At 64.2% G+C, this 24227-nt stretch carries 17 protein-coding genes; 1 reads left to right on the top strand and 16 read right to left on the bottom strand.

Annotated elements, in window-relative coordinates:
- Positions 1 to 22: 22 nt before the first annotated feature.
- The 12 genes from AC0NIE_RS30705 to AC0NIE_RS30650 all read right to left on the bottom strand — a co-directional run bounded on the left by AC0NIE_RS30705 (position 23) and on the right by AC0NIE_RS30650 (position 16276).
- Positions 23 to 3259 (bottom strand): winged helix-turn-helix domain-containing protein, encoded by a 3237-nt coding sequence (locus AC0NIE_RS30705; protein WP_473486111.1) that lies wholly within the window; start codon positions 3257 to 3259, stop codon positions 23 to 25.
- 168 nt (positions 3260 to 3427) lie between these two features.
- Positions 3428 to 4141, bottom strand: a complete 714-nt coding sequence (locus AC0NIE_RS30700) for a phosphoadenylyl-sulfate reductase (RefSeq protein ID WP_473486110.1) — start codon at positions 4139 to 4141, stop codon at positions 3428 to 3430.
- A 45-nt stretch (positions 4142 to 4186) separates the two neighbouring features.
- Positions 4187 to 5617, bottom strand: coding sequence for a YeiH family protein (locus AC0NIE_RS30695; RefSeq protein WP_473486109.1), 1431 nt, complete (start codon positions 5615 to 5617; stop codon positions 4187 to 4189).
- Positions 5614 to 7698 carry a hypothetical protein gene (locus AC0NIE_RS30690; RefSeq protein ID WP_473486108.1) on the bottom strand — a complete coding sequence of 695 codons (2085 nt, stop codon included), beginning with the start codon at positions 7696 to 7698 and terminating at the stop codon, positions 5614 to 5616. The genes AC0NIE_RS30695 and AC0NIE_RS30690 overlap by 4 nt, the downstream gene beginning before the upstream one ends.
- A gap of 237 nt (positions 7699 to 7935) precedes the next feature.
- On the bottom strand, positions 7936 to 9765 hold the full coding sequence (gene atzF, locus AC0NIE_RS30685) for an allophanate hydrolase (RefSeq protein WP_473486107.1): 1830 nt from the start codon (positions 9763 to 9765) through the stop codon (positions 7936 to 7938).
- Positions 9762 to 10112 carry a cupin domain-containing protein gene (locus tag AC0NIE_RS30680; RefSeq protein WP_473486106.1) on the bottom strand — a complete coding sequence of 117 codons (351 nt, stop codon included), beginning with the start codon at positions 10110 to 10112 and terminating at the stop codon, positions 9762 to 9764. The genes atzF and AC0NIE_RS30680 overlap by 4 nt, the downstream gene beginning before the upstream one ends.
- Positions 10105 to 10773 carry a cysteine hydrolase family protein gene (locus AC0NIE_RS30675; RefSeq protein WP_473486105.1) on the bottom strand — a complete coding sequence of 223 codons (669 nt, stop codon included), beginning with the start codon at positions 10771 to 10773 and terminating at the stop codon, positions 10105 to 10107. The genes AC0NIE_RS30680 and AC0NIE_RS30675 overlap by 8 nt, the downstream gene beginning before the upstream one ends.
- Positions 10773 to 12302 carry an ABC transporter ATP-binding protein gene (locus tag AC0NIE_RS30670; RefSeq protein WP_473486205.1) on the bottom strand — a complete coding sequence of 510 codons (1530 nt, stop codon included), beginning with the start codon at positions 12300 to 12302 and terminating at the stop codon, positions 10773 to 10775. Before AC0NIE_RS30670 ends, AC0NIE_RS30675 begins: the two co-directional genes overlap by 1 nt.
- A gap of 10 nt (positions 12303 to 12312) precedes the next feature.
- Positions 12313 to 13014 (bottom strand): biuret amidohydrolase, encoded by a 702-nt coding sequence (gene biuH / locus AC0NIE_RS30665; protein ID WP_473486104.1) that lies wholly within the window; start codon positions 13012 to 13014, stop codon positions 12313 to 12315.
- A 25-nt stretch (positions 13015 to 13039) separates the two neighbouring features.
- Positions 13040 to 13966 (bottom strand): ABC transporter permease, encoded by a 927-nt coding sequence (locus tag AC0NIE_RS30660; RefSeq protein ID WP_077381542.1) that lies wholly within the window; start codon positions 13964 to 13966, stop codon positions 13040 to 13042.
- A complete protein-coding gene (locus AC0NIE_RS30655) occupies positions 13966 to 15090 on the bottom strand; it encodes an ABC transporter permease (RefSeq protein WP_473486204.1) in 1125 nt (374 codons plus the stop codon). The genes AC0NIE_RS30660 and AC0NIE_RS30655 overlap by 1 nt, the downstream gene beginning before the upstream one ends.
- Before the next feature lie 58 nt (positions 15091 to 15148).
- Entirely contained in the window at positions 15149 to 16276 is a 1128-nt protein-coding gene (locus AC0NIE_RS30650) for a BMP family ABC transporter substrate-binding protein (RefSeq protein ID WP_473486103.1), read from the bottom strand.
- A gap of 295 nt (positions 16277 to 16571) precedes the next feature.
- On the opposite strand from AC0NIE_RS30650, the gene AC0NIE_RS30645 reads away from it, so the two are divergent.
- Positions 16572 to 17258 carry a GntR family transcriptional regulator gene (locus AC0NIE_RS30645; protein ID WP_473486101.1) on the top strand — a complete coding sequence of 229 codons (687 nt, stop codon included), beginning with the start codon at positions 16572 to 16574 and terminating at the stop codon, positions 17256 to 17258.
- A gap of 951 nt (positions 17259 to 18209) precedes the next feature.
- Here the strand turns inward: AC0NIE_RS30645 and AC0NIE_RS30640 are convergent.
- From AC0NIE_RS30640 to AC0NIE_RS30625, 4 genes are all read right to left on the bottom strand, one after another.
- Positions 18210 to 21419, bottom strand: a complete 3210-nt coding sequence (locus AC0NIE_RS30640) for a thioester reductase domain-containing protein (protein ID WP_473613640.1) — start codon at positions 21417 to 21419, stop codon at positions 18210 to 18212.
- A 19-nt stretch (positions 21420 to 21438) separates the two neighbouring features.
- Positions 21439 to 22491 carry a hypothetical protein gene (locus AC0NIE_RS30635; RefSeq protein ID WP_473486099.1) on the bottom strand — a complete coding sequence of 351 codons (1053 nt, stop codon included), beginning with the start codon at positions 22489 to 22491 and terminating at the stop codon, positions 21439 to 21441.
- A 105-nt stretch (positions 22492 to 22596) separates the two neighbouring features.
- Positions 22597 to 23124 carry a hypothetical protein gene (locus AC0NIE_RS30630; RefSeq protein ID WP_473486098.1) on the bottom strand — a complete coding sequence of 176 codons (528 nt, stop codon included), beginning with the start codon at positions 23122 to 23124 and terminating at the stop codon, positions 22597 to 22599.
- Positions 23125 to 23126: 2 nt separating this feature from the next.
- Positions 23127 to 24197, bottom strand: a complete 1071-nt coding sequence (locus AC0NIE_RS30625) for a hypothetical protein (RefSeq protein WP_473486097.1) — start codon at positions 24195 to 24197, stop codon at positions 23127 to 23129.
- Positions 24198 to 24227 lie beyond the last annotated feature (30 nt).

Genomic DNA, 24227 nt, shown 5'->3' with positions numbered 1-24227 from the left:
GAGACAGCGCGGCATGTCGACTTCAGCGCGTGTGCCGCACAAGATAGGGGTCGACCAAGGCGCGTATTTCCACAGGCGCCGCTTCTCCGGCAGCACGCAGCGCCCGTTCGTAGCGCGCATAATCGTCGATCGCACATTCGAAATCATGGCGCGACAGCCGCTCCTTGATCAGCGCCTTGCAAACGGGTCCGGCATCCGGATAGAGGTCCAACGTCCTCAGATAAATCGAGCGCGCTTCATGGGCGTTGGTCGCCTCCAGCCGCTGGCCGATCCGCAAGGCGAGATCGATCAGATCGCGACGCACTTTTTCAGCGGCGGCGAGCGACCAGAAGCTGGCTCGCTCGTGCAGAAACAGCGGACCGGGGAATGCAAGGAAGAGCGCTTCCGCTTCCGGGCGCAGTCCCGACGGCCCGCCATTGGTTGTCGTGATGGCTTTGAGCCGTGCATCCCAGTCGGCGAGGTCGACCCAGACCTTGTCCGATGCGAGGCGAAGCTTGCCTTCGCGCTGGACGATGAGGTCGATCCGCCCGAGCAGCTTGCGCAGCCGATGCAGCGCTTGCTCGCAGGCCGCCCGCGCCTGATCGCCGTCGAGGTCGGGCCACAGCCAGTCCTGAAGGGTCTCCAGCGAGCAGGTGTTGTCCTTCGAGATCGCCAGTACCCGCAGTATATCGAGAGCCTTCGTCGGTGGCTTGGCGCCGAGAGGGAGAGGGTTTCCGTCTAGTTCGAGCCGAAAGCCTCCGAGAACGTGGACCTTGAGCGGCCATGGCCAGGCCGCGGGCCGCCGCTGCGGCACGTCCAGCCGGCGTTCCCCGATCAGCGACCGGCAAAGCTTGGGCTCGATGCCGCGCTCAAGCGCATCACCAAGCAGGTCGGCGAGCAACTCCGGAACATTGAGGAGCACCATTGGCCAGCTGATGTCGCGCAGCGCCTCCATGAAGAGCTTCAGCCGATCGCCATAGTGCGGATCGCCGTCCCACAGGCTCTCCAGCGCGGCCGCTGCCAGAATGCATATCTCGGTACGTTTGCGGGCGCCGCCGTCCAGCCGCGGCAGCAAATCGTCAAGAAACGTGGCGGCTTCGCGCGGCTTCCTGTCGGCGAGCAGCACCTGGAACTTCGTGATATAGTGTGCCCAGCGCTCGACCATCGGCTCGTTGGCCGCCTCGCTCGCCGCCATGAAACGCTCGCAATCCTGATAGGCGGCCGCGAAATCGCCTTGCCTGGCATGAAGCGTAGCGAAGCAATTGGCGACGACGGCGACTTGCGTGCTGAAACGGCTGTCAGCGATCTCGGCCAGGCGCTCAACCACCTGCTGGAACTCGGCAAAATCGTTGCGGAACTTCATCTGCATCTGAAGGTGATAGAGGCCACCGAACTCCACGCCCTTGAGCGATTCGCGCTCGCCGATGGCGATCGCCTCCCGCAACGCCGCTTCGGCCGAAGGATAGGGAAAACCCCGTCTCTTGTAGGGAAAATAACGCCCGCTCTTGGCGCCAAACTCGACCAGCCACATGCCGAGGACCCAAGGCAGCATCTCCTTGTCGCTCAAATCGTCAACGACGCTGTCGACGGCCTTCGTGAACAAATCGGCCCGCATGATCGATACCGAATGCTCGATCAGGGATTCGCTGGCAAGCAGCCGCAAGCCGCTCGGATCCTGCTCGGGATTCCGGGTCAACCGCCGCAGGAGTTCGGTTTCCAGCGCTTGTCCGGCCGGGCTGTTGCCATAGTAGTCGTCGCCGAAGTTCAGCGCCCGCACCATACCGATGCGCACCAGCATCGCTTCCTCTGAAGGCAGTTCCGGCAGGCCGCGCTCGATGATTTCGAACGCCCGGCGAGTCCAGACCGAAAGACCCTCGTAGGTGCGCCAACTGTCTGTCTTGACCAGCACCGCGCGCGACACCGTAAGACAAAGCCCGCGCTGATCGTCGGCCTCGCCAAAGGCGTGCCATGCCTTCGACAGCCAGTGCTCTGCCGCCGCGTCGTCCGGCATGTGGGCCACGCCCAGCCAATAGAAATGCCAGCCATTCATGAAAGCTTCCGGCAACCGGCCGACCCATTCGATGAAGGTTGTCCGATGTCCCTGCGCCAGCATGGCCTCCGCCCGGCCCAGCATGAGTCCGCTCGCCCGGTCCCAGTCCTCTGCCTGCAAGGCGAGGTGTATGGCTTCGTCATAACGACCGGCGTCCGCGAGGACCTTTGCCGCCCTTTGTTTGAGCGACTTCTGCTCTTCAATCGGCACACGCTGCGCGAAGCGTCGGTCGAGGAAGTCCCGCAAGAGGTCGTGCAGGTGGAAGACGCCGCGGCTGTTTTCCGTTCGCGTGACCAGCAACTGTCGCTTGTAGAGCCTGTCGAGCAGCTTTCCCGCTTCGCCCGACCCGATCATAACGTCTGCCAGCTCGGCGCTGATTTCGGGCAGCAGATTGAGTTTCAGCAGCATGTCCTGGTCGGCGGCGGGGAGGGAAAGGAAGAAATGACGGCCGAGAACGTCCGACAGCGCATTCTGCCCGCCGGGTGCTGTCCCGTTTGTGTCGTCAGGTCCGACCGCCGAGCCGTGGTCAGCGAGGAGAACCAGCCCGATCGCCCAGCCGCGCGCCGCTTCGACATCGACTGAAACGGCGCCGTTCCTCGAACGCAGCTTGACGAAATCGCGTGCTTCCGATGTCGAGAATTCGAGCGCCCGCCGGTCGACGACGGCCATTTGACCCTTGAGAACGAGGTCGCCCAATTCGTCCTGGGGCAGCGTGCGCGAGACGCAGATGCAGCGAACCGTGTCAGGAAGCTCACGGAACATCACGGAAAGCACCGCCCGGAATTCGGGCGTGTCGGCGTCCTGCAAATCGTCCAGGACCAGAATGGTACCGGGCTTCAACCGCGCGAAATAAGCCCGGAAGAAGCGCCTGGCGAACTCCTTCGGCTGCTCGGCATACTCCACGCCGAACACCGGCATGTCCGTGGCCGAGGCGAGTGACTGCGCCAGATATTGAAAGAAGCGCGCAATATCCTGGTCGCCCTCGTCGATGCGGAACCACACATGCGGTGCCTCGACGCTTTCGAGATAGTCGATGACCGCCGTCGTCTTGCCGTAGCCGGCCGGCGCCGCCACCCAGCATATGGTTGATCGCGATTTCAGGTCGATCGCTTCGAGAACGCGGTTCCGCCTCAATATCCTGGCGCTGCGCGGCGCCGCAAGCTTGGCGATCCGGCCTGTGCCCGAGAGCGGGCGCTTCGCATCGGCTTCAACTGCGTCCAGGGCGGTCATGGGGGCTCCCGCTCGACCAATCATCGAGCGTCGGTCGTGCCGCCATGACCGTCCCGCCGCCCAGATTGACCTTAGGGTAGCGCAATCATGCGACAATTCGTAGTGGGTTCGCAGATGAAGCGGCAATGGCCAATTCTAGGTGTCGACTGGATGCCTGCGATCGCGAAATCAGGAAGCGGAGGAGACCGAATTGTGTGAGGGAGCGCCGGCGGGCGACCGGTGAATCCCGCACTCCATCTTCGACAGTCCGCTCCAGCGGCCCGCGCGCGGATTGTCCGCGCTGCCGCACGCGACCGTGCAGGGTGCGCAGCCGATCGAGAGGTAGCCTTTTTCGAGGAGCGGATGCCGGGGAAGATCATGGCGATCGAGATAGGCCTCGATCTGTTGGCGGGTGAAGCGGGCAAGCGGATCGATCTTCAGACGCCCGTCAGTTTCCTCGAGCGTCGGAACATCCGCGCGAAGCCCGCCATGATATCGCTTGCGACCGGAAATCCAGGCCTTGAAGCCAGTCAGCGCATTTTCGAGCGGCAGAACCTTGCGGATCTGGCAGCACCGGTCCGGATCGCGGCGGTGCAGCGATCCAGCGCCGTCGAGCGCCCGCAAGACATCCGCTTGAGGCGTGACGACGCGCAGATCGGTGAGGCCGAGCAGAGCTGTCAGCCGAGCGCGATAGCCGATCGTTTCCGAAAACAGCTTTCCGGTGTCGAGCGTAATCACGGGGATCGAACGGTCGATCGAGGCCGCCATATGCAGCAGCACCGCGGATTCCGCGCCGAACGAGGACACCAGCGCTATGTTTCCACAAAACAGGTCGGTGACGAGCGGCGCCAGCAAATCGGGTCCGTAGAGATGGTTCAGCTCTGCGATGACGGCTTCATACATGGCGGTTCGGCCGATCAAAAACGGTGGTGGCGTGATGAAGCCGCATCATAGCTTCGCCACGAAATCGAGGATCGCCTGGCGGTCGGTGTCCTCCAGGTCGAAGAAGCGGTCGCGCACGATCTGCGCCGTGCCGCCATGGGCGAAGACGGCATCGCGCAGCGTGGTCGCGCGGCCGTCGTGCAGGTAACGTTGGCGCAGGCGGATGCCGACGAGCGGCGTGGTCCGCCATTCGGCGCCGACGGCGTCGCCCTGGACGATCTTGTCGTCGAGCGCCGGGCCCATGTCGTGCAGCAAAAGGTCGGAGTAGAGCTGGACTTCGCCGTTGATGCCCTCCAGCGCCGGCACATGGCATTTGGCGCAACCGACCGAGGCGAAAAGCCGTCCGCCATGGCTGCCGAGCATCGCACTTTGGCTCGATGAAGGTGATGCGGCCCGGAAGGTCGCCGAGAACGGGATCAATGCGCCATAGGCCAGGGCCGCCGACAGAGCCACCCCGACGAAACCCACGCCGACCAGGCGCCAGGCGCCGCCGGCCTCTCCGAGCCGGCCGACCCGGGTGGTGATGCCGAGCGCGATCATCACCATGAGGAACAGGAATTGGTCGACATCGAGGATGACGCGGCGCAGTTGCGGATTGAGGGTGATCTCCGAATTGAACATCACCACGCCGATGAACGCGACGATGAACCACGGGAACGGGATCGGTGCGGCCTCTTGCGCCTTGTTGCGGCTGCGAAACACCAGGCTGGCGGCCAGCAGAAGCGGGACGAGCATCAGCACTTTGCTGAGCTTGACCAGCGTGGCGGTGTTCAGCGCGCCATCGGAAATGGCGAAGGAGGCGCCGTAGACCTGCGCCAGTTCGAAAATGCTCGCCCCGACGAACACACCATAGAGGCGGTCGTCGAGATGCGGCAGCCAACCGCCCAGGAACATGACCGGATAGGCGAGCAACGCCACCGTGCCGCTCAGCGTGATCAAGGCGATGGCGATGCCGGCGCTCTGGTCGCGTGCACGCACGAGCGCGGCCATGGAGAGGATCGCCGCGGCGCCGCAGACGGCGCTGCCGACCGCGACAAGCAGCGCGATCTCGGCGTCGAGCCTGAACAGCTTGCGCGCGATGGCGTAGAGCAGCGTCAGCACCAGGATCAGTTCGACGGCAGCCACCGCGAGCGGCATGAACCCCAAATCCAGGAACAGCCGCGTCGTAATACGGAAGCCGACCAGCACCACGGCGAGCCGCAACAGATAGCGCTTGGTGAAGTCGAGCCCCGGGCGCAAGGCATCCGGACAGGCGAAGCTGCTGCCGATCAGCAGCCCGAAGAGCATGGCGACGAGGACCGGGTTGCGCGACAGCGGCTCGCCCAGTCCGCCGGCGATCCAGCCGGCCGCAAGGGCGAGTGCGGCAGCAACGATGACGCCAGGCAAGACCGGACGCACTTTTTCCGGCGCATGGGAGAGCGTCAGGGCGAGGCTCATGGCTTTGCCCCATCGGGCAGGCGGAGCGCTCGCAGATAGGAGGCAACCGCGTCGATCTGTGCGGGATCGCCTTCGATCGGCTGCGCGCCCGCCTCGCGGCCGACGCTCGCGCCGGTGACGCCGAGTTCGTTTGCGAAAGCGCTCGCCACCATATCTTCGAGGGTGGCCATGTCAGCCTTCCAGCCGTACCGGCCGACCCGCGATGCGCCTTGGGCGTCGACGACATGATGCGCGCGACCTTTGATGCCGTCGCCCTTGCTGACAGCCTGCGCTTCGATGACGCTGTCGGGTATCTCGTCAATCCCAGCAATCCCGTAGAGGGCGAGCGGCATGCGCAGCGAAATCACGTTGGCCTGGCGCGGCATCGCCGCCGGCACGGTCGCGTTGCCGGCGCCCCCGTCGAGTGTATAGCGCCTGGCGACCGGACTGTTGGGATGGTCGATCGGCACCGTGCGCCCAGACACCGGATCCATGTGGGCTATCCTGCGCGCAAAGAGGCTTTCATCAGTGCTCGCGCCGCCGGGGCCGGGATGGCAGGCCACGCAGGACGTTGCATTGAACAATGGGCCGAGGCCCATGCGCGGCGTGAAATCGGTCTGAAACACCTGTTTTCCGCGCGCCGCAAGATCGGCGTCGGCGGCAGCGCTCTGTGTCTCCTGCGTCGCTGCCGCCGCGCCGTGCTCATCGAAGGCCCCAACCTCGACGAGCGCCCCTTCGTGGCCCGGAAATCCCGGAACCTCGCCGCCAATCGTTATCCAGATATGCTGTGCGTCCGCCGACGTCGCGATCGCGCGTAGGCGATCGGCTCCCAAAGGGCCGAGCCCTGGAACCTCGATCGTCGCCCGGGCGAGAAGCCGGCCGTCCTGGCTCAAGCGCAGCAATGAGCCGTCGCCGCGGTTGGCGACGAACAGATCGGACCCGCCGGCCAGCGTCGTGTGGCTCGAGAACTGCGGATTGGCGATTTCGGGAATTGCGGCGGCTACATCGACCGGGCGGTCGAATTCCGGCAGCGAGATCGTGCGGGCCCTGGCGACCGTGAAATGCCGCCGGTCGTCTTCCAGTTCAAGCAGCACCAGCCGGTCGCGGCCCGGATCGGCGATGTAGAGAGCGCGGTCCGGGTTCCACTTGAAGGCGATGCCGATGACGCCGGGATCGTCGCCGATGCCGTGGCCGGCACTCACCGCGCCCTGGCCGGCGTTTACCGTGCCGGGCCCGGCCAAGCCGTCGACGCCATCCTGGACATGAATTTGAACCACGCCGCCATCGGCGGTGACCGCGGCGAATACGGCAAAGCCGCTGCCGTCCGGTGACGGACCGAGAAACGCCGTTCCGAGCGCGCCCGTCTGCATTCCGCCCGATGTCAGCTGGCCGCTTGCCTGATAGTTCAGCAGCTTGCCAAGCCAGCCGCTGGGCTGTGCTTTCGGCGTCTGTTCGCGATCGGTATGCCGGCCGGCGAACACGCCGCCGGCCTCGCGGCTTGGCGCGTTGGCGAGCGGCGCACCGTCGGGGTCGACGACCGTGACGCTGCCCTCGCCATTAATCCCGCTGGGCGCGTTAGCGATCCAGGGCCTTCCGAACGCGTTGTTGATCGAAATATATCGCGGTCCGGACGCAGCTGCGAGGCGTGCGGTTCGAGCCCCGGCATTGTACCGCTGATTGAGGAACCGTTCACTCTGTGCCGTGTAGAGCTGAACCCTCGCATCTCCATTGTTGAGCTCTTGCGGAACGATAATGGTGCCACCGGACTTGCCCGCGCGCGGATCGATGGACAGGATCGCCCCGACCTCAAATGCTGGATCGCCCGGCGGTGCGCCGAAATTGCTGCCCACGGCGACGAGAACCCTGAGCGGATCGAGCATCCGGCCTTCGCGCGTCGCCATCAGGAATTCCGGATTTCCCGGTATAGGCCCGCCGATATGAAAGCGCCCCACCTCGCGCACGCCGGCCACGTCGGGCAGCCCGACGGCGACGATTCGAGCGTTCAGGCGCCAATCGGGGGTCTGATCTCCAGCGATCACAGAAGCCGGCAGCAGGCTGAGAATTATCACCGCTGTCGTCGACAGCGTCCGGCGCGACGGCACGGACCATCGCCGGGTCTGATGAGTCCTGACGAAATCTGTTGCGGCCACTGCACTGCCTGTTCGCATCGCGAGGTCTCCGGCAGTGGCAAGCGCTTGGTGACGCCTGCCACTCACGGTGCAGCGTTTCGAACATGCTCGCTTACGGATCGCTTACGGCATTCGGCGTGACCGGCTCGCCGAGCATCGCTGCTATGATTTGAGGTCGCGCTGACGTTGCCGGCGCGACCGGCCGGTCGTTCAATCGGCCGGAACGCTTTCCAGTCGCTCTCCGCCGGCCTTTGCGATGAAGCTACGCCAACCGCCATAGGCCGAAATGTCGATAGCTCGTGACAACCCGGCGGTTTCGACCAGGAAGCCTTTGGCCGATGTCCCCTCGTCGAGCTCGATCGTGCCTATGCCGAGCGGCGGCGGGATCGCGGCCACGAAGCGTCCGAACGCGTCTGGCGAAAGCCGCCAAACCTCGACATCGATCGCCGCCCCTTCGCCATCGGCAACACGCACGAGCCCCGGCTTCGGCACAGATTGGCCCGCGAGCGCGTAAAGCTGGTAGGAGGCGACCGTCTTGGCGGCCCTGCTCATTCGGCCTCCCAGCGCGCAGAGCTGGCCGTTGAGCGGCATTCCCGACAAGTGCGCGCCGACGACCACGATCTCGATCATGTCGTCATCGAAGTCGGGGATTTTGGCGGGGGAAGCAGGCATCGCCCAGCCAGTCGCGCCAAGGCCGAGACCGCTGGCTGCATGGAACTCGCTGGCCAGCGACGCCGTCAGGGCGTCCCTGCCGGCGGCGGCAAGCAGGGTGACGCTCATCGGCAAGCCATCGTCGCGCTTGCCCGTCGGTATGGCGATGCCGCACATGTCGAGCAGATTGACGAAATTGGTGTAGGTGCCGAGCCGGCTGTTGGTGACGATCGGATCGGCCAAGACGGCGCCGATAGTGTAATGCGTCGGCGCGGTCGGCACGCAGAAAAGGTCGACCGAGGCGATGACAGGCGCGAGCCTGGCCTTGTAGGCCTGCAGGGCATAGAGGCCTTTGAAAGCATCCGCTGCGGAAAGTTTTCGCGCCGCGCCGATGATCTTGCGCGTCACCGGGTGCATGGCTGCTTCGTTCACGTCCATGAATTCCGCGATCGCCGCATAGCGCTCCGCCACCCAGGCGCCTTCGTAGAGCAGTTTGGCGGTAGCGTAGAAATCGCCGAAGGGAATTTCGATCAGTCGGCAGCCGAGCTGTTCCAGCGTCCGCAGCGCCGTTTCGAATCCCGCCTGCATGGCCGCGTCGCCAAAAAATTCCCGATCCGTCTTTGCCGGAACGCCGACGGTCAGCATAGGCGGGCGTGGCCCGAGTGACGGCGCCGCGGTGAAGCGCGAATAGGGATCGGCGTCATCTTTTGCCGCCGCCGCCCTGAAGACGCTGTAGGCGTCATCGACGGTGAGCGCGAAGACGGAGACGCAGTCGAGCGTGCGGCAGGCCGGCACCACGCCGACGGCCGACAGCGCGCCGACCGTCGGCTTTAGCCCGACGATGTTATTAAGGCCGGCGGGAATGCGGCCGGAGCCCGCAGTATCGGTGCCGAGCGCGAAAGAAACAATGCCGTGCGCCGTCGCCACGGCCGAGCCGGACGAGGAGCCGCCCGGCACCAGTTTCGGATCGACCGCATTTCTCGGGATTGGATAAGGTGTGCGTACGCCGACGAGGCCGGTGGCGAATTGGTCGAGATTGGTTTTTCCGACGACCAGCGCGCCGGCCGCCCTCAGACGCGCGACAACGGTGGCGTCTTTCGCCGGCAAGTAGGCATATTCGGCGCAGGCGGCCGTGGTCGGCATGCCGGCAACATCGATGTTGTCCTTGACCGCGAACGGCACGCCCCAGAGCGGCTTTGCCACGGGATCGAATCCGCCGAGTGCTTCGGCTTCGGCGAGCAGGTCCGCTTTGCTCGCCAGATGGATGAAGATGCCTGGATCGTCCGCTTTCGCTATGCGCTGAAACACGGTTTCAATAATGGTAGCGGCCGACATGCCGGAGGCATAGCTCGCGTGCAGGCTGCCGATATCGAAGCGGATGTCGCTCATTTCGTCTCGTCCAGAATGGCCACCGGCAGATTCCACTGGATCAGCACGACGCAGCCGTCTTTCGTCCACACCGAATGCTCGGTTCCGACCGGGTTCAGGATCACGCTTCCGGGAAGATAGTCGCCATTCTCGTCGCTCTGGGTGCCTTCCAGCACAACGATGGTTTCCAGTGCGACATGGCGATGGCGCGGCACGCCGGCGCCGGGCCGATAGTTCAGGATCGCGACGGAGGGTTCGGCCGGTCCGCCCTTGAGCAGCCAATGCACCGTTATGCCGTCGCGAAAATGCTCGAATGCCAGATCTCGCCAGCCCCCATGGACGAGAGCCGGGTATGCAATGTTAGGCATCGGCAATTCCTTTGAGCACCTGGTCCGTCATCGCCGTCCAGCCGACGATCGCGCCCTGCGCCCTGATCATGGCCAGCGCGGCCGCCTTGAATTCCGGAAAATAGCTTTCCGTCGCATCCTCGGCCAGAAGGCATTCGTAGCCGCGGTCGTTGGCCTCGCGCATCGTCGTCTGCACGCAGACTTCCGTCGTGACCCCGGCAAAGACGAGCTGCTGCACGCCGAGCCGCTCCAGGTCCTCGCCGAAACTGGTAGCGTAGAACGCGCCCTTGCCGGGTTTTTCGATGACGATTTCGCCAGGCAGCGGGGCCACCTCGTCGAGGATCGCCGTTCCCGGCTCGCCGACGATCAGCACACGGCCCATCGGGCCGGCGTCGCCAATCCGGATCGACGGATTGCCGCGATTGCGCTTGGCCGGCGGCAGGTCCGAAAGATCTGATCTGTGGCACTCCATCGTGTGGATCACCGGCAGGCCGGCTGCGCGAAATCCCTCGATCAGCCTTTTTACCGTCGGCACGATCGCCACCACCCGGCTGACGTCATTGCCGAGGCTGGCGCCGAAGCCGCCCGGCTCGGCGAAATCGCGCTGCATGTCGATGACGATCAGCGCCATCGCCTCAGGCTTGAAGGCAAACGGAAACGGCAGCGCGTCGATCTCTGCCATCAGTGATGTCCGGCCATGTGCTCGCCGATCGTCTGGACGCTCGCCTTGGCGATCGGCGTCTCGTAGACCAGCGCGCCGTCGGACATGACGAAGATGCGGTCGGAGAGCTCCAGCAATTCGTCGAGGTCCTCCGACATCAAGAGCACGGCGGCACCAGCGTTGCGTGCCCGCATGATACGGGCGCGGATTTCGGCGACGGCAGAGAAGTCGAGGCCGAAGCAGGGGTTCGACACGATGAGAAGATCGACCTCGCCGGTCAGTTCGCGGGCGAGCACAGCGCGCTGGACGTTGCCGCCGGAGAGCGACGAAATCGGCGAGGCGAGCGAGGCTGTCTTGACCTTGAACTGCTCGACCAGGCGCGTCGCATAGTCCCTGATGGCGCTCATCCGGATCCAGCTTATCGGCTTGCCGGCCTCGTTCAGGTCGAAGGTCCGGAATGCCATGTTTTCCGCCACCGTCATCCTCGGCGCGCAGGCATTGCGCAACGGTTCCTCCGGGATGAAGCGCACATTGAGCGTGCGGGCCTCGGCGCGGCTGGCGCCGTAGGGCGATCCCTTCACCAGGACGTCGCCGGCATCACGCGTACGCTGCCCGGCAAGGACTTCTAGAAATTCCTTCTGGCCGTTGCCGGAAATGCCGGCGACACCGACGATCTCGCCGGACTTCACATCGAGCTCGCCGATATTGATGGTTTTCAGGCCGGTGCGGTCGGGCGCCTTCAGTGCCTTCACCGTCAGAATTTGCCTGGCGCCGACAGGCACTGGAGCGCGGCTGTCGAGCGCGGCGATCGGCTGGTCACCGATCATCATCGCCGCCATCTGCTTGTGAGATAGGTCCGGTACTTTCCCCGTTCCTGTCAGTCTGCCCTTGCGCAACACAGTGATGTCGTCGGCAAACGCCGTCACCTCGTGGAACTTGTGCGAGATCATCAGCACGGTGAGATCGCCCGCCTTGGTCATGCCGCGCACGAGGCCCAGCACTTCCTGCGCCTCGCCGGGGGTTAGCACCGACGTCGGCTCATCCAGCACCAGAAAGCTGCGGCCGAGATAAAGCTGCTTGATGATTTCGAGCTTCTGTTTCTCGCCGGCGGCGAGTTCGGCCACTTTGACGTCGAGAGGCAGCTTGAACGGCATCCGCTCCATGAATAGGGCAAGTGCGGCGCGCTCGTTGCGCCAGTCGATAATCCCCGGCACTTTTTCGCGCGAAATGACCAGGTTCTCTGCACCCGTCAGTGACGGGACAAGCGTAAAATGCTGGTAGACCATGCCGAGGCCGAGCGCCGAGGCATCCTTCGGACTGGCGATCCCGACCTCGCGGCCGTCGATCAGAATGTCGCCGGCGGTCGGGTGATAAAAACCCATGATGCATTTGACCAGCGTCGACTTGCCCGCGCCGTTTTCGCCAAGCAACGCATGAAACGTTCCCGCCGGCACCTTGATCGAGACGTCGTCCAGCGCGGTGAAGGCACCGAAGCGCATGCTCATGCCGATCGTCTCGACGCCGACGGCCTTCATGCCGCTTTCACGCATCACGACACCCTCATGGCAACTGGGCAACAATGGACGCCGAGTTCGACACCGCGCCAAACACGCCGCCTTGCATCTTGATCATCTTGATCGCAGCGAGATGGTTGCCGTAGTCGGTCGCCCCGCAGCAATCCTCCAGCATCACGCATTCGAAGCCACGGTCGTTGGCTTCGCGCATCGTCGTGTGCACGCAGACGTCGGTGGTGATGCCGGTCAGCACGATGTTTTCGATGCCGCGCTGGTTGAGGATCAACTCCAGGTCGGTGGCGCAGAACGAGCCCTTTCCCGGCTTGTCGATGATCGGCTCGCCTTCGGCCGGATATAGATCGGGGATGATGTCCCAGCCCGGCTCGCCGCGCACCAGGATGCGCCCGCAGGGTCCGGGGTCGCCGATGCCGGCATTGATGCGGCGCGAGCGCCAGCGCTTGTTGGCCGGCAGGTCGGCGAGATCGGGCCGGTGGCCCTCTCGCGTATGAATGATGGTGTAGCCCTTCGCCCGCATGGCGGAGAGCACCGACCTGATAGGCTCGATCGGCGCCCGCACCAGCGAAAGGTCGTAGCCCATATGGTCGACATAACCGCCCGGCCCACAGAAATCGGTCTGCATGTCGATGATGATCAGCGCCGTGTTGTCGGGCCGAAGCTCGCCATTGTAGGGCCATGGATAGGGATCGGCATCGATATAGCGCTGCGTGACCTCGGCTCTGGCGTTCATTGAGCAAAACTCCAGTCTGGAAACGTCATTTGGTGATCGACAGTTCGCCCGGTGCGCCAGCCAGCGAACGGCTCGGCGACGAGGTGGCGATCATGATGACGAGGGTGAGAATGTAGGGTGCGGCGTAGAACAGGTAGTAGCCTTGCGTGACGCCGACCGATTGCAGCGCCGGCCCCAGCGCGCCGGCCCCGCCGAACAGCAGCGCGGCGGCAAAGCAGCCGAGCGGGTTCCAGCGCGCGAAGATGACCAGCGCCACCGCCATCAGCCCCTGGCCCGACGAAATGCCTTCGGTCCAGCTGCCGGGATAGTAGAGCGATAGATAAGCGCCGCCGATGCCGGCCAGCGCGCCGCCGATACCGGTGGCGATGAGGCGCACCGTATTCGGGTTGAGGCCCATGGCCCGCGCGGCGTCGGAACTGTCGCCGACCACGCGCAGGATCAGGCCGGCGCGGGTGTTGCGGAAAGCCCACCACAGGAATACGGCAAGTGCTGCGCCGATCAGGAACAGCACATTGACGTTGAGCGCAGCCTGCACCTGCGGAACGTCGGACCAGCCGCCAAACGGGATGGCCGGCAGGTCGGGCGCCGAGGGCTGGATGAACGGTTTGCCGAAGAAGAAGGCGAGACCCGAGCCGAACAGCATCAGCGCAATGCCGATGGCGATGTCGTTAACCCCACGGAATTTGCAGATCCAGCCGTGGAACAGGCCGAAACAAAGACCGGCGGCGGCGGCGGCCAGCAGACCGAGCCATGGCGAGCCGGTCATCACCGCGACGGCATAGGCGGTCATCGCGCCGAACACTAGCGTGCCTTCGAGACCGAGATTGATGCGCCCCGAACGCTCGGTGATGGCTTCGCCCAGCGACACGAAGATGAAGGGCGTCGACACGCGGATGGCGCCGCCGAGCATGGCGAGCGGAACGCCCCAGAGGCCGATCTCGGTTGCGTCCATCAGGCAGTTCCCTTCAGGAGATCGGGCCTCTTCAAGAGATCACCCCTCTGCCAGAGGTCGGGATTGAAGGCCTTGAAGCGGCCGTAGAAGGTTTCGCTGAACAGGATGACGACGAAGAGCATGCCTTGCAGCACCAGCACGGTGGCGTCGGGCAGATCCATGCGGCGCTGGATCAGCCCGCCGGAGGCGTCGATCCCGCCAAGCAGGAAGGCGACCGGGATGATGGCGAGCGGATTGTGGCGGGCGAGGAAGGCGACCAGGATACCAGTATACCCATAGCCGGCGGCGAGCGAGGCGTTTGCGCTGCCTTGCACGGCGGCGACTTCGAGCATGCCGGCAAGGCCGGCGAAGCCGCCGGCCAGCGCGGTGAAACCGACGATCAGCGGCCCGACGGCAAGTCCCTGCACCTGGGCTGCCCTGACATTGCCGCCAGCGATGCGGGCGGCGAACCCCCAGCGGGTCTTTTCGATCAGCAGCCAGGACAGAATGCAGGCGATGACGCCAACGACCAGGCCCCAATGCACGTCCATGCCCGGAATATTGCCGATGCGGTAGGCCTCAGCCAACGGCTCGGTCGACGGTTTGTTGAGCGAGGCGGGATCGCGCAGCGGTCCTTCCACCAGATGGTTCATCAGGGCGATGGCGATATAGGCCATCAAAAGGCTCGATATGGTTTCGTTGACGGCACGGTAGTGGCGTAGCGCGCCGACGGCACCGATCCAGATGCCGCCGGCGGCCAGGCCCGCCACGCCCATGGCTAGAATAACGAAAAAGGCGGGGGCACCGCTGGTGGCCACGCCCATCGCAGCCGCGGCAACGCCGCCCAGCACGATCGCGCCTTCGCCGCCGATGACGACAAGGCCGAGCCGGGCCGGCAGTGCCACACAGAGCGCCGCAAGCAGCAAGGGTGCGGCCCGCGACAGCGAGTTCTGGACCGAGAACCACGAGCCGAAGCCGCCGCGCCACATCGTTTCATAGAGCTGCGCCGGCGATTTGCCGACCAGCGCGATGAACAGGCTGAACAGGGCCATGCCGACGATCAGCGCCGCGAGCGGGATGACGAAGGCCTCCGCCCGCCGGGCGATCCATTCGAGCGCCGCCGGATAGCCTCGGGCGCCGAGCATCACTGGCACGCTCGCACTGCTCACGGTGTCTGCCATGGCCCCCGTCTCCGATCCATGCTCAAGCGGTCGAGCCGACGACACCCTCGACGAGATAGTCCATGCTTTCCAACTCGATCGCGGCTTCGACGAAGGTCTGGCCCTCGGTTGCGACGACGTCGCCCTTGTTGTTCTTCAACGGCCCCTTGATCACCGAAAAGCCGCCCTTCATCATTTCGGCGAGCGTGCCGTCGAACTGGGCGCGCGCCGCCTCGCTGACGGCGGGGCCGAGCGGGCTCATCTTGACGAAGCCGTCGGCCAGTCCGCCGCGCGTGAAATTGGGCAGCGGCTTGCCGGCCATGAGGTCGTCGACGAACATCTTGTAGACCTTCGCCCAGTTCCATTCCGCGCCGGTCAGATATTTTTCCGGCGCCAGCGGGCTCTGATTGGCATGGTAGCCGCAGATGAAGGCGCCGCGTCCCGCCGCCGTTTCGACCACCACTTTCGGGCTGTCGACATGGCAAGTGATGACGTCGGCACCCTGATCGACCAGTGCATTGGTGGCTTCCGCCTCCTTGACCGCCAGCGACCATTCGCCGGTGAAGATCACCTGGCAGGTGATGGTCGGGTCGACCGAGCGTGCGCCGAGCAGGAAGGAGTTGATGTTGAGCAGGACCTGCGGAATGGGCTTTGCGGCGACGAAGCCGATCTTCTTGGTCTTGGTGGCGTGGCCGGCGGCGACGCCGTTGAGATACTGGCCCATGCCGATATAGCCGAAATAGGAACCGGCATTCATCGGATGCTTGTCCTTGTTCCACATGCCGCCGCAATGGCGGAACTGCACGTCGGGGAATTTCGCGCACATGGCCAGCATGTGCGGATCGAAATAGCCGAACGAGGTCGGGAAGATCAGCGAGGCGCCGTCGAGGTTGATCATCGATTCCATCGTCTTCTGGACATCGACCGTCTCGGGGACGTTCTCCTCCTCGACCACGGAGATGCCCTCGATGGCCTTCAATGTGGCGGCACCCTCGGCATGCGCCTGGTTGTAGCCGTAGTCGTCCTTCGGTCCGACATAGATGAAGCCGACGGTGACGGCAGCGGCGAACGCCCTGCTGATCGGAAATGACGCCGCGGCCAGACCGAGCGCCGCTCCGGCGGCGGAGGTCTTGAGCAGCTCGCGGCGGCTAAGCATGAATCTCTCGGTCATGTGAATGCTCCCTGTTGAACCCTTTCCGGGTCGATTAATTCCCTTCTCGTAAAAGTGCATGCAATCGACGTGCCAGTTCAAAAGACGGAATTTATCCAATTAAATCAGTTGGCAGCCGAATTGCTGTGCTCAAGCGAAAGGCAATTGCATACACTTTTTGCCTTTCAATTAGCCAGTTTGACATCTAGATTAAAATAAAGGCATAGAGGGCGCGCCCGAGTCGAAACTTCCGGCGAGCCACTTGCCGCACGCCGGGAAAAAGACTGGAGGAGGAGAATTGTCGGGGAAGCGGAACTTGATCAGGTCGGGCACGACCGTCGATCAGATGGTCAGGGCGATCGGTGACCGGATCGTCACCGGCTTCCTGCGCCCTGGCGAAAAGCTCGACGAGGCCTCGCTCGCTGCCCGTTTCGATGTGTCGCGCACCCCCGTCAGGGAGGCGCTCGGCCGGCTGAGCGCCATGGGGTTGGTCGAAAGGCGGCCCAACCGTGGCGCCACCGTAGCCGTGGTGACGCAGGAGCATCTTGCCTCGATGTTCGAGAGCATGGCCGAGCTTGAAGCGATCTGCGCGCGGTTCTCGGCCGAGCGCATGACCGCCGGCGAACGCCGCGCGCTCGAAATCGAGCACCAGGCCTCGGCGCGCCTCGTGCAATTGGGTGCGGAGGAGGACTACGAGTATTTCAACACCGAGTTCCACACCCGGCTCTATCGCGGCGCGCACAGCAAGCACATCTATGAACTGACCGTCATGACACGCAGCCGGCTGGCGCCGTTCCGGCGCGCGCAATTCATGCTGCCGGGCCGCCTGGCCAAATCCTGGCAGGAGCATGACGTCATCGTTACCGCAATCATGCGCGGGGACGGCGCCGCCGCAGGACAGGCAGCCAAGGATCACGTTTCCATCGTCAGCGAGGCGAGCGCCGTCTTTGCCGCAGTTGACCCGATTAAACCGGCGGCGGATTCGATCGGGATGTCTTCCTAGTGGACAAAACCTGACGCGTGGTACCCGAAACGGAATACCGTTTTGACCCCGAGGCGACCTATGTCTTGCGTGCAGCGAATGGCCGCTTCGCGCCCACTGTCAGCCGTAAAAGATCAGTTTGCGACTTCCTGAAAGCAGACGTTCGGCTGAGGCGGCATGATGTCCGGGTTTGACCCAAAGGCGACTTACCTCTGCTGCAACGTGGACGACTGCGTTGCGCCGCTTCTTAGCCATTCGTCGGCATTTGCAGTATCGCCAAAACCTGCCGTTTCTCGGCTCGCGATGGCGGGCTGTTTCGCGCCCACTTTCGTTATGCGGCGGCTTCCACCAGTTCCTGATCATTGACTTTCGTTCATCTGGTTGGGCGTTCATTGGAGTGGCGCGGCGCCGACATCCGCTGATGCCGGTCACCTATTCGACGGTTCCGGCGAATGACGCTCCTTAAATTTAGTCCCGCGTCGCCAACTGCCCATGATTCAAGCTTTTGGATGGACCGGTTCGTACTGACTGACGCCCAATGGGCGAAGATGGAGCCGCGTTGTCTGGGCAAACCAACGGACCCCGGGCTTAGCGGCATTGTAACCGCCTGTTCATCGAGGCGGGGATCGTGTGCGCTGGCAGCCCGCGGCGTGACTTGCCTGCACATTTTGGGAATTGGAGCGCGGCGTTTCATTGTTTTAGCGACTGGCGCAAGGCCGATGTCTTCGTGAGGCTGTTCGAGGCCTGCTCGGACGAGCCGGACATAGAATACGCCATAGTCGACGCCACCATCCTCAAGGTCCGCCGTCACGGCCAGGGCGCAAGAGGGGGCTAAAAGCTAGGCCATAGGTCACTCCAAAGGCTGCATGACCACCAAGATTCTCGCGCTCACCGATGTGCTGGGCAATCTGGTGCGCTTCAGCTTGCTGCCAGGTCATCGCTTCGACACGGTCGGCGTTGATCCGAGTCTTCTCATCTGATCAGCCCCTCGCTGCGCATGTATTCGACAAGGCCGGCCACCGTCACACCCAGTTCCGGGTCGGGACGTGCGTTGCCCGCCGCTTCTAGGGCTGAGCGATAGCGCGCACTGCAGTAGCGTTTGTCCTGCATCGAAACAAACTTGTTTCGCGCCCGGGTGACGAAATCGATGAGCGGATAGGCGAGGTCGTCCTCAGTGCACAAGGTCCTCATTTCCTGGACGAACTCCTCGATCTCCACGTAGCGGAAGCCGATGCCATAATCGCGCGCGATGACTTCCGTCACGTCCATGAGGTTGTAATAGTCGTCGACAGTCACGTGAAAGGTCGCATTCTCTAAACCGGGATGCGTCACGAGCCGCGCGATGTTGTGGGCCGCGATGTCGACGGGCAGAAAGCTGATCTGGTTGACGGTGCGTGGTGCCAACGCATGGTTGATCATGAATGCCAGAATTCGGATGACGATATCGCCGCGGTCGCCGATGCCCTTGGTCGAGGCCGTCACGAACGACGGGCGATATATCCTGGCGTCGAGACCCTGCCTGCGGGCGTCCAGGACGAGTTGTTCCGCCACCCATTTGCTTTGCGCGTATCCGAAATCCAGTTCGGCCATCCGGTCGTTCGACTCGTTCTCGAGAAGGCGGTCTTTCGCGGACCAACCGAAGATGATGGTGCTGGAGACGTGATGAAATCGCTTTCTCCGGGTCGTGAAGGCAAGGCGGAGCAACTCCCGCGTACCTTCGACATTGACTGCCTTCATCGCGTCGTAGGTCAGTCCGTAGTCGACGAGTGCTCCACTGTGGACGATGCTGTCGACCTGTGCCGACAGGGATGCCCAACAGTCATTGGAGAGGCCCAGATTGGGACGGGAGAGATCGCCGCAGAGAACCTCCACACGCGAACCGATCCACCGGCGGACCTGCGCCTCCGGAAATCCTGCGTCGCGGAGGCCCTGCGCCAAGCGCTCCCGCCCGGCGGCCGGATCGGCGGCCCGGACGACGACGCGGAAGGCGATCTCGCTGTCAGCGAGCAGACTGGCGAGAAGAAATGGCCCTAGGAATCCGGTGCCTCCCGTGAGCAGAACGCTCCGCTGCCGGCCTCGCACGGCCTCCTCGCCGGCAGGGCGGTCCAGCGAAAATCTCGCATCCTCCTGCATGGCGATGCGTTCCCTGGCGACGCGCGCGCTGCCCTGTTCGATGAGCAGGTTCTCAACGTCCTGCACGCGCGCGACGTCGTCCCCGCCCAGGCGTTGGACCAGCCGGGTGAGGTCGGCGACGGCGATGCCCTGAATGAGAGGGCCATCGAGAACCGCCTTCATCGTCGGTGCCCCGGCGCTTTCGGCCGCCTGCTCCAACGCCATGACCAGTTCCACGGTGGAGAGCGAGTCGAGACCGAGTTCTCCGAACGTCTGCGTTTCGCCGCCACTGAGTGAATGAGCTTCAAGGATGCGTCGGTATAGCATCTCCAAAGACCGCCCCTCCGGCACGATCGAAATGCCGGGATCAAAACGAGTTTCGAGCGCCGGAATCTCACCGGACATCCACCTGTCGCGAAGGCGGCTCCGGACAAGCTTCCCGGAACTCGTCCTGGCGATCGCCTTGTGATGCACGAGGACGGCCCGAACTGCGCCGTCGTAGCCGAACGTCCGTAGAGCCCCGACGACGGTTGCGAGGTCAGGCAGGTCGTCGCAGGGAGCGACACCGATGACGACGGCCAGCGCGCCGTCTTGTCCCGTTTCCTGAAATGCGGCGACGCTGTCGGCTCGGATCCCGGGGCAGGCGGCTTTGATCGCACTTTCCAGATCCGTAGCGAAGTAGTTCTTCCCCCGGAGGATGATCACGTCTTTGATGCGGCCACAAACATAGACCTCGCCATCCCTCATGAAGCCGAGATCTCCGGTGCGGAGATAAAGATCTCCGTCCTCGGGATCGTTGGCGACCGTGTTTGCGAACGTGCGCCGCGAGATGTCGGGCTGATCCCAATATCCCTGGCACTTGCTGGTTCCGCTGACCCAGATTTCGCCGACCTGGCCGGCCGGAACCTCGGCCTTGCTCCCGGGGTCGACGATTCGGACCCGCACGCCCGCCACGGGACGTCCGCAGCTCATGACCTCGACCGTCCCGGCTCCGGTCGGGTCGTTTGCGACAGCTATGGTTCCTTGTTGCAGCGCTCGCGCGTCCAATGCGAGCGTCCGTCCTCCTCCGCCGATACTCACGGCGAGCGTGTTCTCCGCGAGCCCGTAGCCCACGGCGTGGGCTGTCGCCTTCAGCCCATAGGGAGCGAATCTTTCGTGAAAGCGGCGATACGTGCAGGGGTCGACCGGCTCGGCCCCGTTCATGAACATGCGAACCGAGCTCAGGTCGAGCCCTTCGAGCATGCTGTCGCGTACCCGCTTTTCGGACACGCAATATTCAAAGCCGAAGTTCGGCGACGAGGTGATCGTTCCGGCATACCTGCTAAGCGTTTCGAGCCAGAGGACCGGGCGCCGCAGGAAGTCGGCCGGAGAGAAGCCGTAGGTCGTGCCGCCGGTCACGATCAGGAAAAGATAGTATCCGATCATGCCCATGTCGTGGAACTGCGGCAGCCACGACACGCCGACCGGCTGATCGTGGGCTGTGGCGTTGCAGTTGTGGACGACGTTCGCGTGCGAGACCACCACGCCCTTCGGATCGCCGGTCGAACCGGACGTGTATTGCAGGAAGAGGATGTCGTTGTGCGCCTCCGGATGGGAGGGGTTGTCGACGCAGTGCAGCCGATCCGTCTCGACTATCGAGCATGCCTTGGGTCGCGCGCCGGGCGCGTCATGGTTCCTACCGTTCAGGAGTGTCTCGATCGGCCCATGTGACTTGCGATCTGTCAGTACGGTTCCGGCATCGCAGTCTTCGAGGATTCGGACCAGCCTCAGGCGGCTTTCTTGTGACTGCGGTTGGGGCGTCACGACCGGAATAACCCCGATCCGGGCACAGGCGACGAAGGCCGCGACCATCTCCAGCCCCGGCGCATAGACCAGAAGGGCCCGGTCGCCGGATGAAAGGCCTGCAACGCGGCTCAGATGTTCCGCGAGTGACCGACTGCGCCTGTCGAACGTCCGGTATGTATATGATTCCTGGATATTTCCGTGAACGTCGAGGAAGCTCGCAAAGCGCTTGTCCGGCTGCAAGCCTACCCACAGGTCCAAATACTCTGGAATGCTGCCAGAATTCATCATTTTTCCGGAACGACACTTATGAATCAAGACGTTCCATCTGAGTTGTGAGGCCGGCTTGCTCGAGCATTTGGGCGGCGTCGGGCCAGGCGGACAGGAGTCGGCTTCCGAGTTCGGCCCGCCGGTCGGGCGCGAAGGCGAGAAAGCCCGCTATGGTCTCGAATTCGGCGGCGAGACCCTTGATGCCGGACGGCCGGGGCAGACGCTCGAGCGGCGCGGTGGCGAGCCAGGCCGCGATCTCGTGCTCGGCGTCGAAGGGCTCCGCGCCTCCGCGCCAGATGCGGATCAGCGGGTCGAGGATTGCCCAGGGGGCGAAACGGAACTCCGCGATGCGCGGCGCGATCTCGATGAGCATCGGCGGCAGGAAGGGCGGCAGGGGCGCGCCGGACCGCAGCGCCTGCAGAAGGCCGACCACCAGGCCGCCATCGACATTGCGCGGGCGCGCCTCGGCCAGCGCCCTGGCGGCCTTGTCCCGCGCAGTCGTGTCGCCTGGGTCGAGCGCAAGGGCGCCGGCAAGCGTGTACCAGGCGAAGAGCGGGCGCACGATATGGCCGAGCACGAGGCCGCGCGCGCCTGCATCGGTTCGCAGCTTCGCCGCGATCGGCGGGCTGAAGCCCTCATACTCGTCATAGATCGCCTCGATCAGCTTCGCGCCGAGCCGTGACCTGGCCCTGACGCGTTCGCGCAGGGCACGCAGCGCCGTCACTTCCGTCGACGTCGCCGATCCCGTCGCCGCCGTCACGATGAAGCAGCCGCCGTCGAACTCCTGGCCACCGGATTCTCCCGGCACGTTCGGGTCGTGCCCGTCAGGGATGGTGGTCGGGTTCTTCAGGCAAACCGTCTGAACGGTGCCGGCATGGACCTCCTTGTCGAAGACGAAGTTGTCCGCGACATAGTCCGTCTTCGATACCTTGAAGATCGGAAGCGTGTTGAAATCGTCGAGTTCGGCGGCGAGCCGACCCGAAGCATCCGTCAGGCCGAGATCGACGATGCCCAGCTGTACCTTCGCACCGGACAGCTTCGTTCCCATTGCGCCGCAATCGACGACTTCCAGTGTGAGGTTCCAGGTCAATTGCTCACCCCCCTGGCCCGTCAGTTCGCCGTGACCAAGCCGGTCAGAATAGCCATCTCGGTCGTCCGATCCGCCGGCAATCGTCCGTCCGCCCGGAGCCCGCGGTCAGCCCACGGGCTTCGGCTCGCGGTTCGGCTTCGGGATCGTCGGGAGCTTCGGCTCCTTCACCGGCTCTGGTATGCCGCAGGATACGTACTTGCAGGGTGGCTCCGGCCTGTCAGGCGGGCAGCACCGTTCGATCTTTGCCTCGAGATCCTTGTGCCGCGCGAATTCCAGCACGGCCGCCGGATTCCCCGATTCAGCGATGTAGCGCATGATCGAGACGTCATCCGCGGTGCGCTTCTGCAACTCGGTCTGAACGCTCAATTCGTTCAGCATGCTGCAGGTGTTCCGCGAGATCTGCTCCAGCATGCAGATCATCGCATCCATCTGCTTGGTCTGGTGGAACAGGAGGTTCACGGCTTCGACATCGATCGCCGCGAGGGTGTCCAGCCGGCCGACCGAGGCAGAAAATCCTGTGTTGATGCTCGTGTTCAGGTTCGCCATGAGCGACGTGTTGACTTCAACCTGGTCGAGCTTGCCGTTGACGAGAACCAGCTGGTTGAAGACGTCGGTGACTGTAGGATCGGCCATATCTAATGCTCCCCAAGACGTTCCATCTGAGTTGTGAGGCCGGCTTGCTCGAGCATTTGGGCGGCGTCGGGCCAGGCGGACAGGAGTCGGCTTCCGAGTTCGGCCCGCCGGTCGGGCGCGAAGGCGAGAAAGCCCGCTATGGTCTCGAATTCGGCGGCGAGACCCTTGATGCCGGACGGCCGGGGCAGACGCTCGAGCGGCGCGGTGGCGAGCCAGGCCGCGATCTCGTGCTCGGCGTCGAAGGGCTCCGCGCCTCCGCGCCAGATGCGGATCAGCGGGTCGAGGATTGCCCAGGGGGCGAAACGGAACTCCGCGATGCGCGGCGCGATCTCGATGAGCATCGGCGGCAGGAAGGGCGGCAGGGGCGCGCCGGACCGCAGCGCCTGCAGAAGGCCGACCACCAGGCCGCCATCGACATTGCGCGGGCGCGCCTCGGCCAGCGCCCTGGCGGCCTTGTCCCGCGCAGTCGTGTCGCCTGGGTCGAGCGCAAGAGCGCCGGCAAGCGTGTACCAGGCGAAGAGCGGGCGCACGATATGGCCGAGCACGAGGCCGCGCGCGCCTGCATCGGTTCGCAGCTTCGCCGCGATCGGCGGGCTGAAGCCCTCATACTCGTCATAGATCGCCTCGATCAGCTTCGCGCCGAGCCGTGACCTGGCCCTGACGCGTTCGCGCAGGGCACGCAGCGCCGTCACTTCCGTCGACGTCGCCGATCCCGTCGCCGCCGTCACGATGAAGCAGCTGACGCCTGTCGATGCGTTCGGGTCCGGTATGGGCGCAGCCTCGAGACACACCGTCTGGATGGTTCCGTCCATATCCATGTGGATGACGAAATTCTTGTTCAGGTAGCCGGGGTGATACCCCGCATCCGACGGGCTGCCGCCCGTCCCCCCTTTGGAGATCGTGAGGTTGACCCATTCCCAGACGTCGTACGCATCATAGATCTGCGCCTCCCCGTTCGCGTCCGTAATCACGTATCCGGGCGAGTTCAGAAGCGGCGAACTGATCTGTGCGCCGGGGAGTTCGGTGGACAGCGCGGCGCAGTCCACGATCTTAAGAGTCACAATCCAAGCCATTGCGAGCCTCCCTCGGCGGCGCTGCGCGAC

It is taken from the genome of Mesorhizobium sp. WSM4842, from assembly GCF_055901575.1.
The sequence above is the reverse complement of the archived record's forward strand: the minus strand, read 5'-3'. Positions and strand labels throughout refer to the sequence as shown.